10 protein-coding genes are annotated in these 14,134 nt (G+C 31.7%); 1 reads left to right on the plus strand and 9 read right to left on the minus strand.

The window, feature by feature from the left end:
* Positions 1–3,383 (minus strand): M14 family zinc carboxypeptidase (locus Q0842_RS13410; protein WP_298499035.1); only part of this gene is annotated, 3,383 nt, incomplete at its 3' end.
* A 224-nt stretch (positions 3,384–3,607) separates the two neighbouring features.
* Between Q0842_RS13410 and Q0842_RS13415 the strand changes: the two genes are divergently transcribed.
* Complete coding sequence (locus Q0842_RS13415; RefSeq protein ID WP_298499038.1) at positions 3,608–5,281, plus strand: ABC transporter ATP-binding protein; 1,674 nt, start codon at positions 3,608–3,610, stop codon at positions 5,279–5,281.
* A 302-nt stretch (positions 5,282–5,583) separates the two neighbouring features.
* On the opposite strand, the gene Q0842_RS13420 is transcribed toward Q0842_RS13415, so the two are convergent.
* The 8 genes from Q0842_RS13420 to Q0842_RS13455 all read right to left on the minus strand — a co-directional run bounded on the left by Q0842_RS13420 (position 5,584) and on the right by Q0842_RS13455 (position 14,127).
* On the minus strand, positions 5,584–6,237 hold the full coding sequence (locus tag Q0842_RS13420; RefSeq protein ID WP_298499041.1) for a 3-oxoacid CoA-transferase subunit B: 654 nt from the start codon (positions 6,235–6,237) through the stop codon (positions 5,584–5,586).
* A 126-nt stretch (positions 6,238–6,363) separates the two neighbouring features.
* Positions 6,364–7,065, minus strand: coding sequence for a CoA transferase subunit A (locus Q0842_RS13425; protein WP_298499044.1), 702 nt, complete (start codon positions 7,063–7,065; stop codon positions 6,364–6,366).
* A gap of 125 nt (positions 7,066–7,190) precedes the next feature.
* Positions 7,191–9,539 (minus strand): transglycosylase domain-containing protein, encoded by a 2,349-nt coding sequence (locus tag Q0842_RS13430; RefSeq protein WP_298499048.1) that lies wholly within the window; start codon positions 9,537–9,539, stop codon positions 7,191–7,193.
* A 47-nt stretch (positions 9,540–9,586) separates the two neighbouring features.
* Positions 9,587–10,081, minus strand: a complete 495-nt coding sequence (locus Q0842_RS13435; RefSeq protein WP_298499051.1) for a gliding motility lipoprotein GldH — start codon at positions 10,079–10,081, stop codon at positions 9,587–9,589.
* Positions 10,068–11,357 carry a regulatory iron-sulfur-containing complex subunit RicT gene (gene ricT, locus Q0842_RS13440; protein ID WP_298499054.1) on the minus strand — a complete coding sequence of 430 codons (1,290 nt, stop codon included), beginning with the start codon at positions 11,355–11,357 and terminating at the stop codon, positions 10,068–10,070. Before ricT ends, Q0842_RS13435 begins: the two co-directional genes overlap by 14 nt.
* A gap of 206 nt (positions 11,358–11,563) precedes the next feature.
* A complete protein-coding gene (locus Q0842_RS13445; RefSeq protein ID WP_298499057.1) occupies positions 11,564–12,568 on the minus strand; it encodes a radical SAM protein in 1,005 nt (334 codons plus the stop codon).
* An 84-nt stretch (positions 12,569–12,652) separates the two neighbouring features.
* Positions 12,653–12,883, minus strand: coding sequence for a ferredoxin (locus tag Q0842_RS13450; protein ID WP_298499060.1), 231 nt, complete (start codon positions 12,881–12,883; stop codon positions 12,653–12,655).
* Positions 12,883–14,127, minus strand: coding sequence for a peptidase U32 family protein (locus Q0842_RS13455; RefSeq protein ID WP_298499063.1), 1,245 nt, complete (start codon positions 14,125–14,127; stop codon positions 12,883–12,885). Before Q0842_RS13455 ends, Q0842_RS13450 begins: the two co-directional genes overlap by 1 nt.
* Positions 14,128–14,134 lie beyond the last annotated feature (7 nt).

Below are 14,134 nucleotides of genomic sequence, written 5' to 3' on the forward strand. Positions count from 1 at the left end.
ATTAAAGTAATTACTGGTGCTGTTGTATCTGGTATAACATTTACTGTTCTTACTACTTGGGTTGCAGGGTTTCCTGCTGCATCACTAACGTCATATGTTATTAAGTATGTTCCGCCTGTATTAGTATCAACTACATCTCCGCCTATTACAATATTTGCTGTAATATCGCCATCTAAATCGTCTGTTGCTGTTGCTCCTTCTTCTGTGTAAACATCACCAACATTAATATCTATTGGTGTAGCTCCTATTAAATTAATTATTGGGGGAACTATATCTGGCCCTGAACCTTCAATAACTATGGTATAATCTTCAACTTCACCATATTGAAATGTTTCACAAGATGTTGGTATCGCATTATATTTCATCGAAACACGCATTCGTGTAGAATTTTCAACTGCTGTAGATGGAATAATAAAATCTCCACTAACAGAAGTAGCCTGCGTATTACCTTGTGTCCACACTTGTTCTCCTACATCATCAAAATCACCATCTCGGTTATAATCTATCCATACCGAATAAGCTTCATTATAAACAGTTCCTGTCCAAGTTGGTGTAATATTAATAGTATATTGTTCTTCTTTAGTTAAAGTAGTTGAAATACTTGTGAAATCTGAATAAAATAGTGCTCCCGAATTATTATCAATCGTATTAATCTGGACGTTACTAATAAACTCATCATTTACATTAGTACTTGCAGAATCACAATAATCTAATTGTACATCAAGTGTTGTAAAGTTTATTGATGCTGAATATGAAGAGTTATTTGTTCCGCAATTTGATCTAATTTGTACTTCATAATCTGTTAATAATTCTAAACCTGTTAAAGTTGTTGTTGGTGTAGATAAACCCAAAACATCATTCCAATTTGGAGCACCTACAACACGATATCTCAAATCATACGTATTAGACGGAATATTATCCCATGAAATAGTTGCATCAGTAGCTGAAACATTACTGCTTACTATATTTGTTGGAACAGAAACCACACAAGGTACTTGTTGACTAATAATTTTGAAATCATCAAAAATAAATCCATCAAATGTTGTTGGGTAACCGTCTGCTCTATTTGAATTATCAGAATCAAACACAAAACGAAAACGCGCATTAGTCGCTCCAAAAAGAAAACTATTTTCAGTTGCATCTATAAGTATTTCTTCCATAACCCATTTATCCATAGTATCAGCATCATAGATTGATTCTCCTGATGGTTGATTATTTTGATCTGAAGTAGATTTACCTGTGCTAGTATTAGAGCTATTACCACTACTATATCTGTTTGTTGATATACTAGAACCAGGCTTACTATACTTTCCACAAAGTGGAAGCCATGTTGAACCATTTGTTGAGCCTTCAATTTGTACATAATCAAAATTTCTTTCTAAATCCCATTTAGCATAAAACTGAACAACTGCAGCTGAAGCTGAAGATAGATTTACACCCGAATTTAAAGTTAAAGTTGTTGATTGATTATTTCCATAAGCACCAGAAGGTGAATCTGTAATAGCTTTTAAACCAGAATATGCATCTGAAGTAGTTCCCCATGAACCGCCTGAAGCAGTCCAGTTTGTTAAATTATCTGTATCTGGGTTGTCTGTAAATAATACTGTAGGATTATAAAGTTTTACAATATTAGCTCTGTACATAACATAGCCATCATTATTACTTAGTGTAATTTGAAACTCTATTTCATCATTTGCTTGAATACTAGGGGCTAAAGTATAGGCTGCCGTTACAATACGCTGTTCTAATTTACTCCAGCCAGATTGTGTAGCTGGTGGTGTAATAGATGTAATATTTGATGTTACTGGCGTAACATTAAGAGTAATATCTCCTAAAGTTTGACCTAAATACTCCAATCCAAACTCTAAATTACCAGAGGTTGTCGTTATGTTACTATTATTTAGATCATGAAATTGAGCAAATTTTCCACTATGGTATGCGTTTACAAAATTCATTCTAACTGCTCTTTCTGCAATCTCAACAATTTTAGTAGCATTTGGCCAAAAACTACCTTCACCATCACTTGCAATCCATGAACCATTTTCTGGGGCAAGTGCTAAAATACCTTGTCCAGATCCATTTGATCCATTTACATCTGCTACGCCACCTAACATCCAATCACTCATGTCTCCATTTGCAATAGTTAAAATATCTGGTGCTTCACCATAAATATATCGATTAAACCGTGTCATATCATGACAAAACTTATGATACTCTGCTTCTCTTCCAGAAGCTGGAGCATTAGGGTATCCATTATATGCATGCGGAATTAAATTTGAAGAAGCATGATGATTCATTGCTGTTTTAAAATTCCTTGTTGCAGAAAAATCTCTTACTATCTGTGTTTCTGGCTCTGAAAACGCAGAAGGCCCTCTATATGTATTGTTACTTTGAGTTCCTGATGATCCATTATAAAGAGAATTAGAACCCCAGAAATAGTCATAATTTCTATTTAAATCTACACCTCTTAAAACATTATTACCCGTATTATATGGACCTAAATTCTTTCGTTGTTGTCCACCACCATTTGGTGCAACTTGTTCATTCCAGCGTAGTCCATCTGGATTTGCTACTGGAATAAAATACATTTCATGATTATCAACAAGATTTTTTATACCGGCATCAGTATTATAATTTTCTAAAATATACCACATGTAGTACATTAAATTCATTAAACTACTAACCTCTCTTGAATGCGTCATTCCAGAATATAAAGACTCTGGTTCATTAGCTTCATCATTATCTGGATTATCAGAAATTCTAACATAGTAAACAGTACTTCCGGACCAACTATCATAAGCACCACCGTTAGTATATGAGTTTCCATGGGTTAGTTGATTTGTTGGAGATGCATTTGCTTTTACAGAAATTAAGTTTGGGAACAATGCTCGCATTTGATCTAATTCTGCTAATACCTCACTATAAGTTAAACAGCCACCCATGCTTCCTAAATTAAAGTTTGCTGGTACACCCCAGTTAACTTCAGAACAACCTTCGTACTGAATAAAATTATTGATACTAGTACTTTTTGTACTTAGTGATTTACTTGCTAGTGCTGCTGCTTTTTTAGCTTGTAATTGAGCTTTAGCAATAGGAAGTTCAATTTCTGTTTTCTTTTTATAATGTTCGATTAAATCATCTACCAAAACAGTATAGTTAATTTTCTGTTTATTCAGTATTTGTAATTCATCAGAGCCAAGTTCTAAAATTAAATTACTATTGGTAAAAAGGGCCCCACAAGACAAATCTATACCTGCTTGTTTAACTTTTAATAATTGAGTATCTGTGGGGTTACTAATTTTAATTCTTTTTGAATTTAGGGTTTGAGAATACCCAAAAAATGAAATTGCTAAAAAAGCTAGCACTAATGTTAAATTTTTCATGAAGGTTGGTTGGTTAAAATTATTTTATTCTGAATTTAAATTATTTTTTTAAAAAAATATCTTTTTTTTAAAACTGATTTATAGATAGTTATAATTTTATGGCTTTGCCATAAAGGTTTTGAAGAAAAAACCTACATATAATATTAATCCTACAATTTTGTATATATATTCATCTATTTAAAAGTTCACTTATTTGAAACTAAAAATTTGTCTATTTTTAAAAAATGAAATCAATTCTAGAAATTAAAAACCTATCCATATCATTTGGTGAAAATGAAGTCATTCATGATATTTCATATAATTTAAATGAAAATGAAATATTGGGAATTGTTGGTGAGTCTGGCTCAGGGAAATCGGTTTCTTCATTATCGATATTAGGATTACTACCTAAAAATATTTCTAAAATTAATAATGGAACTATTTTATTTAATGGTAATGAATTAACAAAACTTACTTCAAAAGCATTTCAAAAAATTAGAGGAAATAAGATAGCCATGATTTTTCAAGAACCTATGAGTTCTTTAAACCCATCAATGACTTGTGGTAAACAGGTTGAAGAAATATTATTACAACATACTAAATTATCTAAAAAACAAATAAAAGAAGAAACATTAATTCTCTTTAAAAGAGTAAAATTGCCAAACCCAAAACGTATATTTAAAGCTTTTCCTCATGAAATATCAGGAGGTCAGAAACAACGCGTTATGATTGCTATGGCCATAGCTTGCAAACCAGATATTCTAATCGCCGATGAACCTACTACTGCTTTAGACGTTACTGTACAAAAAGATATTATTAATCTGTTAAAGGGGTTACAAATTGAAACAAAAATGAGTATTATATTTATTACTCATGATTTAGCTTTAATATCTGAAATTGCAGATCGTGTTTTAGTAATGTATAAAGGAGATATTGTTGAACAAGGCATGGTTAAAGACATTTTTAACAACCCGAAACATAATTATACTAAGGCTTTAATTAACTCACGACCATCTTTAGATACTCGATTAAAAAACCTACCAACCATTAAAGATTTTTTAAATAACAATATATCAACCGAAATTATTTCAACTAAACAGCGAGAAATAAATCACAAAATACTTTACAGTAAGAAGCCTATTTTAGAAGTTATTAATATAGAAAAAGAATATATTACTAAGTCTGGATGGTTTACAAAACCAAAGCACTTTAAAGCTGTAAATAATGTAAGTTTTAAACTTTATGAAGGTGAAACTTTGGGTTTAGTAGGAGAATCTGGCTGTGGTAAATCAACCTTAGGGAATGCTATACTTCAATTAGATAAAGCAACTGCTGGTACTATTTTATATAATGGTATAGATATCACAAAACTTTCTAAGAAAGAAATTAGAGTACTAAGAAAAGATATTCAAATTATATTTCAAGATCCATATTCATCATTAAACCCTAGAATACCTATTGGTGAAGCTATTATGGAGCCTATGAGAGTTCATAATCTTTATACAACAGATTCAGAAAGAAAAACAAAAGTAATAGATATTTTAAATCGTGTTGGATTATCTGAAGATTATCTATATAGATACCCTCATGAATTTTCTGGTGGACAACGTCAACGTATTGGAATAGCTAGAACTATTGCATTACAACCAAAACTAATTGTTTGTGATGAATCGGTTTCTGCGTTAGATATATCGGTTCAAGCACAAGTTTTAAATTTGCTTAACGAGCTTAAAAAAGATTTTGGTTTTACATATATCTTCATTTCACACGACTTAGCTGTGGTTAAATATATGTCTGATCAATTATTGGTTATGAATCAAGGTAAAATTGAAGAATTAGATGATGCAGATACCATATATAATGATCCGAAAAAAGACTATACAAAAAGATTAATTCATGCTATACCAAAAGGGTTATAGCATGAATAATTTTTTTGTTAGATAAGCTAAACTTTTTAAAAACTTTAAATTATTTCTTAAAGTTTCTTTGAATTTGCTTTCGTCATTTGTAGGTAGTTCAGGTAGATTTGTTGCAATATTCATAGGTCGTTAAGTTAATGGTAGATTTGGGTAAATCTATATTTATTTGGTTTCTTTGGGGATAGCTAATATAGCATACATTTTCAAAATTATCCGTTTAAAATCACATATATTCGATTAAATGCTATATAATTTAACATTTAAAAGAATTTACTTACGATATGATTGCGTTTTAGAATTATTTAAATATCCATTTCTGGTATATCACCATCAATAATTAATAAACCTTCTGTAGCTTTTTTGATTTTTTCTACAGAGACTCCAGGAGCTCGTTCTATAAGCTTAAAACCATTATTTACTATCTCTAGAACTGCTAAATTAGTGACTATTCGTTTTACGCAACCTACACCAGTTAAAGGCAGGGTACATTGTTTTAGTAATTTAGAATCTCCATGTTTATTAGTATGCATCATGGCAACAATAATATTTTCTGCACTAGCTACTAAATCCATAGCACCGCCCATGCCTTTTACCATTCGTCCAGGAATTTTCCAATTGGCTATATCGCCATTTTGCGCGACCTCCATAGCACCAAGAATTGTTAAATCGACATGCTTTCCTCTAATCATAGAAAAACTCATTGCAGAATCAAAAAAACTAGCGCCAGGTAAGGTGGTTATGGTTTGCTTACCTGCATTAATAACATCTGCATCTTCTTCTCCTTCAAAAGGAAAAGGCCCCATACCTAATACTCCATTTTCACTTTGAAATTCAACCTCAATATCATCCCTAACATAATTCGCTACCAAAGTAGGAATACCGATTCCAAGATTTACGTAATAGCCATCTTTTACTTCTTTTGCTATTCGTTTTGCTATACCGTTTTTGTCTAACATAGTTAGTTATAAGTTAATAGTGCCTTAAGTACATATAGTAAGGCACATAATTAATATTTCGATTATAAAATTAGAAACGTTTACATATTTAAGAAAATACTTAATGCACTTTAAATACTCACAAATTTAACTTCTTTGCCTTACTGTACGCTGTTCAATTCTTTTTTCATAAACTTCACCTTGAAAAATACGTTGTACAAAAATTCCTGGAATATGAATTTGATTAGGGTCTAATTCTCCAACTGGGACTAACTCTTCAACCTCAGCTACAGTTATTTTTGCTGCCCCACACATATTTGGATTAAAATTTCTAGCTGTTCCTTTAAAAATTAAATTTCCAGCTGCATCGCCTTTCCATGCTTTTACAAATGCATAATCTGCTTTAAAAGCATGCTCTAAAACATACATTTTGCCATCAAACTCTCTTGTTTCCTTACCTTCAGCGACTTCTGTTCCATATCCTGCAGGTGTAAAGATTGCGGGGAAACCAGCTTGAGCAGCTCTACAACGCTCGGCTAAGGTTCCTTGAGGAATCAATTCAACATCTAATTCACCTGAAAGCATTTGACGTTCAAATTCATCATTCTCACCAACATAAGACGAAATCATTTTCTTGATTTGCTTTTTTTGAAGCAATAATCCTAATCCAAAATCATCAACCCCAGCATTATTTGAAATGCATGTTAATCCATTTACACCAAGCTTTACTAACTCTGCAATAGCATTTTCAGGAATTCCACTAAGTCCGAAACCTCCAAGCATAAATGTCATGTTATTTGTAACACCTTTTAAGGCATCTTGAACATGAGCTACTTTTTTATTAATCATTATTATTCAGTTTTTACTGTATAAATTTACGAATAATTGAATAATAAGTCTAAATTTCTGATAAATAAAAAACCGCTCATAATAGAACGGTTTATATTTAATTATTGATATTTAAATTTTAATAATTACCCAAAATCTAAATCATCTGGTGTGTCTTCTTCAGGAGTTTCATCAGTTTCAGTTGTACTAGTATGCTTAGAACAATCAACATTTATAGATAAGTTCTCTGGTTCTGTAAATTCTTCTTTCGAAACATTTAATGCTTCATCTGCATAACAGCTTTTCATATATAAACCCCAAATAGGTAATGCCATAGCTGCACCCTGTCCATAAGTAATTGTTTTAAAGTGCGCTGCTCTATCTTCGGCACCTACCCATACACCTGTAACTAAATTAGGGACCATACCCATAAACCATCCATCACTTTGGTTTTGTGTGGTTCCTGTTTTTCCTGCTATTGGGTTTGTAAGCTCATAAGGATAACCTGTAATTACCTCTTTATAATCCGATCTATGCTTTGCCCAACTATGTCTTAATCTTGCACCAGATCCTACTTGTGTTACACCTTCCATAAGCTTAACGGCTACATAAGCGGTTTCTTCACTTAATACATCGCGTGTTTCTGGCTTAAATTGATATAAAATAGTACCGTTTTTATCTTCAATACTTGTAACCATAACTGGTTTAGTATAAACCCCATGATTTGCAAATGATGCATAAGCGCCTACCATTTCATAAACACTAATGTCTGGTGTACCAAGGGCTATTGATGGTACTGGAAGCATTTCTGATTCAATGCCTAGCTTTTTTGCTAAATCTACAACTGTTTGTGGTCCAACTTTGTCAATTAATTGTGCTGTAACAGTATTAACAGAATTGGCTAATGCATTTTTTAAAGTTCTGGTTCCACCATAATCACTATCACCATTGGAGTTTTTAGGACACCACTCTTCTGGGTTTCCGTATTTGTTAGCTTCAATACAATATGGTACATCTGGAAATTCATCACAAGGCGAATAATGTAATTGATCTATAGCAGCTGTATAAACAAAAGGTTTAAAAGTAGAACCAACTTGACGTTTTCCTTGTTTTACCATATCGTACTGGAAATGCCTGTAATTAATACCACCAACCCAAGCTTTTACATGTCCAGTTTGTGGATTCATAGACATCATTCCTGTTCTTAAAAAAGACTTGTAATAACGCATTGAATCTATAGGTTTCATTATAGTATCGACTTCTGAAGCTTTACCGTCAATCCATTTAAAAACAGACATTTTTGTTGCTTTATCAAACGATGCTTTTATCTCTTTATCAGATTTTTTAAGATCATACTTCATATGTCTCCAACGTTCTGATTGTTTTATCCCTCTATTTAGCAATGCTTCAATTTCTTCTTTTTCTAGGTCTAAAAATGGTGCTGTTGGATTTCGTTTTGGTGTATTTTGATTAAAAAACTCTGCTTGTAACCTTGGCATGTGTTGTTGAACAGCATTTTCTGCATAGGTTTGCATACGGGAGTCGATAGTTGTATAAATTTTCAAACCATCGTTATATAAATTCCATTTTGTACCATCGGGTTTAGGATTCTTTTTAATCCAATCTTTCATAAACCCATCTAAATAACCTCTAAAATAAGTGGCAATACCTTCACGATGTGATTCTGGCGAATAGTTTAAATCTAATTCTGTTTTTTGTAATGAATCCTTAATTTTTTCATTGATATAGCCATATTTTTCCATTTGAGCTAAAACCACATTACGTCTATTTTTCACTCCAACTGGGTTTCTATGTGGCCTAGGATTATAAAATGAAGAGTTTTGACACATTCCAACCAACATGGCAGATTCCTTTAAATCAAGCTCCAATGGTTCTTTTCCAAAATAAATTCTTGAGGCACTTCTTATACCATCTGCATTGTTACCAAAATCATATATATTAAAGTATTGCGCTATAATTTCTTCCTTGGTATATTGACGTTCTAAGCGGATTGCTATAATCCATTCTTTCATTTTTTGAAGAACTCTTTTAATAATGTTACCTGATGCTTTTTCTGTAAATAATAATTTTGCTAATTGTTGAGAGATAGTACTAGCGCCTCCTCTAGAACCTAAAAAAGCAAAAGCTCTTAAAGTACCCAATCCATCTATACCTGAATGCTCATGAAAACGTGCATCTTCAGTAGCAATTAATGCTTCAACTAAATTCTTAGGTAATTCATCATAACTTACAGGTGTTCTATTATCGTTTAAATAAAACTTCCCCAAAGTTTTCCCGTCTGAAGAAATTATTTCAGTAGCTAAATGTGTTTTAGGATTTTCTAATACTGTATGATCTGGTAAATCTCCAAAAAAAGCGGTTAATAAAAACATAAGTACGACCGCTAGAATACCTCCTAAAAAAACCATCCAAAACCGACGAACGTATTTTGAAAAATCTTGAACTGCTTTTGCTTCTTTTTTTACTTTTGCCATAGTTTAAGTGTCTTAAGTTCTAAATGCCTTAAGTATTTAAAGTTATGTTATTTATTATTTGGGTTTTCTATTCTAAAACCTATATCTGTTATGCCTTCTAATTCTACAATGCCATTAACCTTTCCATTTTCTCGCATGGCGTGTTGAATATTAACCTGGTACTCGCCTGCTTCTTTAAAAACAACGCTTTCTTTATACCACAATTTATTCTCTTTAATATCGGTATACCCTTCGCCTAAAAGTTTTCCGCTTGGTTCTGCCATTCTATATTCTAAAGTATCCTTTATTGTTTTACCGTGCGGAAAAATCATTTCAACAATTAAAAATAAATTATTGTATTTATAAGCATTTGTGTTTCTTAAATTAACAAATAAATTATATGAATTTATAGAGTCTGGTGGGTTTACTTTAAAACTCATTATTGAATCTTTATGCCATGTATTTGGGACAGATTTATAGTTATCGTAGACACTACCTGAATCGCATGAAACCAAATTAAATATAAATATTAAAAAAAATAAAAAGATTCTATTTTTCAGCATTTTTACTGTTTTGTGGTTTTCTTCTATTATTCTTTTTTCTCCTATTCTGGTTAGGGTTTTTCTTAGGCGCCTCATTTTTATTGGTTGAACCACCGTTTTTATTTGTTGTATTTTGATTTGATACAGGTTTTTTATTTTTTTGATTCCCTTTCCTTCTGTTATTTTTACGTTTATTATTACGCTTTGGACTATCAAATCGTGTTAAACTATCTTGACCAACAACGTTTTCAAATACTTCTTTAGTATCTTCTTCAACAAGATCTGAAGCATATTCTTCAAGACTAGCAACTTTTTTCTTCTGTTTATTTAACTCAATAATTTCATTGGCTTGATCTGTTGTGATTTTGTGCCAATTCATCCATTCACCTTCATAAGCAAACCACATATGCCCTTTAAAAATGTCTGTTTTTTGGCAAACAGCTGTACCTTTTTCAGTATATAATTTCGTATCGTTTTTAGGGAAACTTTTTAATGCATCAAGATAAGTATCTAGCTCATAGTTTAAACAACATTTAAGCTTACCACATTGTCCTGCTAATTTTTGAGGATTTAATGATAATTGCTGGTAACGTGCCGCAGATGTACTTACTGAACGGAAGTCTGTTAACCAAGTAGAACAACATAATTCGCGACCGCATGAACCTATACCTCCAAGTCTTGCTGCTTCTTGACGAAACCCAACTTGTTTCATTTCAATTCTGGTTCTAAATTCTCTAGCAAAAACTTTTATTAATTCACGAAAATCTACACGCTCTTCGGCTGTATAATAGAATGTTGCTTTACTAGCATCACCTTGAAATTCGATATCTGAAATTTTCATTTGAAGTTTCAAATCAATAGCAAATTGACGAGCCTTAACTTTCATTGGCTCTTCTTTATCTCTTGCTGCCTTCCAAATATCTATATCTTTTTGGCTTGCTTTTCTATAAATTTTTAGTACTTCTTCTTGATTTTCAGAAATATTTTTACGCTTCATTTGAACGCGTACCAATTCCCCTGTAAGGGTAACCATACCAATATCATGCCCTGCTTTGGCTTGTGTGGCAACTATATCGCCAATACTTAATGTTAAGTTTTCGGTATTGTTGTAATATTCTTTTCGTCCGTTTTTATAACGAACTTCTACCCAATTAAATGGTTTTTCGCCATTAGGAAGGGCCATATTTGCTAACCAATCAAAAACGGTTAACTTATTACAACTATCTGTACCACAAGTACCATTGTTTTTGCAGCCTTTTGGTGAGCCGTCTTTAGTTGAGCAACTTGCGCAAGCCATATTTTATATATATTGATTCCGATTAGAACTAAGTGTCTATCGGAAGATGGTTCGTAACTATTTTGAATCTTGCCTTGTTTGTAAAGACTTGATAATGAAATTTTAAGAATTTGTTTTTGAAAAGGTTTTTTAAAAAAACATGTTCTTGGATGTAAATATAAGATTAATATAAGAGACTATAAAGCAAAGGGTTTTATAAATTTTTTTCAATTAAACTCAACATCGTAATTAAGCTTATTAGATGTTGTGTTAAGTTCTTTTTTAGATTTAAAAATGTTTGAAAATAGCAATTTACTCCACCCAATTCTTTTGCTATAAGTATTAAAACTTTCTTCCTTCCAATTAAAACCTTCTTTCCAAAAACTTGTTGGAGACACATAACAAAAAGTATAATCAAATATAAAACTAGCTTCATTTTTTATGGCTAAATTTGATATAGATTTAGGTGCTAATAATGTAATATTATTTGATTTACATTTTTTTGATATAAGCTTTATTACTCTAGAATAATCGCTTTTTAAACTTGAAATATCAAAATTGTTATATTCTGTATTTCCAATTTTTTGAATAGGTCTTATTTGGAGTATATCAAAACTTTCACCATCAAAATATTCGAAAATATCTTCTAATTCATGAAAATTATCTTTATTAAAAGTATAATTAATTCGAACCTTGAAGTCGTAAAAATTTTTAAGTTTTTTAAAAGCATTAAAAGCGGCATGGAATTTTTCGTAATCGGCTTTTCCCATGAAATTCTCGTAACTTTCTTTGGTTACGCCATGAAGCGAAATGGTAAACTCATTCAAGCCTGCTTTTAAAAGGGCTTCTATTTTTTCTTCGGTTAATAAATTTGCATTTGTAGTCAGGGAGATATATGGCACATTATACTTTTTACCTAATGCAATTAATTCTGGAAGGTTTTTATATAGTGTAGGCTCTGTACCACATCCTACTTGAAGTTTTAATGCTCTTTTAAACACCGTTTCTGCGACACGCTCAATTTCTTCTTCTTTAAATTGCCCTTTTAATTTTTTTACATATTCTTCATCTGTAAAATAACACATTTTACAACGCAGATTGCAGGCTAAAACAGGATCTAAATTTACAGCTAAATAGCGCCTGTTTAATTTATGTAATAGGTATAAGCCTAGAAACTTAATTCTGTGATTTTTTATTCTTCTATTAAGTTGTAAAAGTTTATAAATATTCATAAATAATTTTTACTAAGGTATCAAAATAATTGGCAAAAAATTTAGCATTAAACAATAGCCAGACACCCAATCATGCCTTATATATTAAACATTTTTAACCGAGATAATCTTAACAGGACATGCCTTTGCAGCATTATCGCATTCATCAAAAATTAAATCGTCATTAGACTTTAATGTGAAAAAGCCTTTTTTTTCATTTGAATGTAACAATACCGATTTACCATCTTTTTTAGACATTTGAAATTGGCTAGGTGCTAATTCTACACAATAATTACAACCAATGCATTTATTACGTTGCAATGTTATAACTACCATTAGGCTTCTACTTTATTTTCAACAATTTTATATAACTTATCTGATTGGCGAATTCTAAATGGTAATTTAATGGTTACTAAATCTCCTTTAGTTCCCTCTGTTAATTTTACATCGTTTACTAAAAACTCGTTAACAACTAATTCTTGTGCACCAGTAGTAGGTCCTGTTATTAAAATAGTGTCGCCAACATTTATATTATAAGCCTCAATTTTAAACTCTCCTACTTTTGCTTTAGGAAAAAAATGTGTGCCTTTGCCAATGTAAACTTTCTTTTGTGTGGCATGAGAGCCCGAGCCTTTACTCCATTCACCAAGTTTTTGGCCAAGATAGTACCCACTCCAAAAACCTCTGTTATAAACGGTTTCTAAAGTTTTCATCCAAGTAATAACTTCTTCTTTACTGTAAGTGCCATTTTCAATACTATCAATAGCTTCGCGATAACATTTAATTACTTTAGCAACATATTCTGGTGCTCTACCACGACCTTCTATTTTTAAAACCTTAATACCAGAATCTACTATTTCATCTAAAAAATCAATAGTACACAAATCTTTAGGAGACATAATATACTCGTTATCTAGCTCCATTTCAAAACCAGTTTCTTGATCTATAACGGTGTACTTTTTTCGACAGTTTTGTTTACAGGCTCCTCTGTTAGCCGATGAATTTTGAGAATGTAAACTCATGTAACATTTGCCCGAAACGGCCATACACAAAGCACCATGACCAAAAATTTCTATTTCTACAAGTTTACCTGATGGTCCTTTTATTTGTTCTTTTTCAATTTGTTCGGTAATTCTTTTTACCTGACGTAAACTTAACTCACGGCTTAAAACCATGGTATCTGCAAACATGGCATAAAACTTAACCGTTTCAATATTCGTTATATTTATTTGAGTAGAAATATGGACTTCCATACCAACCTCCCTAGCCGAAGCAATTACTGCTTGATCCATAGCTATTACAGCTGTAATATCGGCTTCTTTAGCTTGTTTTATTAATGTTTTTACAATCGATAAATCATGATCGTAAATAATAGTATTCAAGGTTAAATACGTTCTAACATTTTTAGCTTTACAACGTTTAGATATTTCTTGTAAATCGTCTAAAGTAAAATTTATAGATGCTCTGGCACGCATGTTTAACTGCTCTACGCCAAAATAAACCGAATCGGCACCATTATCTAAAGCAGCTTGAAGTGATTCAAAATTACCTGCAGGTGCCATTAATTCTATCTTTTGCATAATTCCT

This window comes from uncultured Algibacter sp. (assembly GCF_947495675.1).
In the GTDB taxonomy this organism is placed as follows: domain Bacteria; phylum Bacteroidota; class Bacteroidia; order Flavobacteriales; family Flavobacteriaceae; genus Algibacter_B.

What these genes read in the sequence shown, in the direction of transcription:
- Q0842_RS13420 (WP_298499041.1), bottom strand. Translation starts at nt 6,237, where the DNA reads ATGTTAGACAAAAACGGTATAGCAAAACGAATAGCAAAAGAAGTAAAA.
- Q0842_RS13450 (WP_298499060.1), bottom strand. Translation starts at nt 12,883, where the DNA reads ATGGTAGTTATAACATTGCAACGTAATAAATGCATTGGTTGTAATTAT.
- Q0842_RS13425 (WP_298499044.1), bottom strand. Translation starts at nt 7,065, where the DNA reads ATGATTAATAAAAAAGTAGCTCATGTTCAAGATGCCTTAAAAGGTGTT.
- Q0842_RS13430 (WP_298499048.1), bottom strand. Translation starts at nt 9,539, where the DNA reads ATGGCAAAAGTAAAAAAAGAAGCAAAAGCAGTTCAAGATTTTTCAAAA.
- Q0842_RS13435 (WP_298499051.1), bottom strand. Translation starts at nt 10,081, where the DNA reads ATGCTGAAAAATAGAATCTTTTTATTTTTTTTAATATTTATATTTAAT.
- Q0842_RS13445 (WP_298499057.1), bottom strand. Translation starts at nt 12,568, where the DNA reads ATGAATATTTATAAACTTTTACAACTTAATAGAAGAATAAAAAATCAC.
- Q0842_RS13415 (WP_298499038.1), top strand. Translation starts at nt 3,608, where the DNA reads ATGAAATCAATTCTAGAAATTAAAAACCTATCCATATCATTTGGTGAA.
- Q0842_RS13455 (WP_298499063.1), bottom strand. Translation starts at nt 14,127, where the DNA reads ATGCAAAAGATAGAATTAATGGCACCTGCAGGTAATTTTGAATCACTT.
- ricT (WP_298499054.1), bottom strand. Translation starts at nt 11,357, where the DNA reads ATGGCTTGCGCAAGTTGCTCAACTAAAGACGGCTCACCAAAAGGCTGC.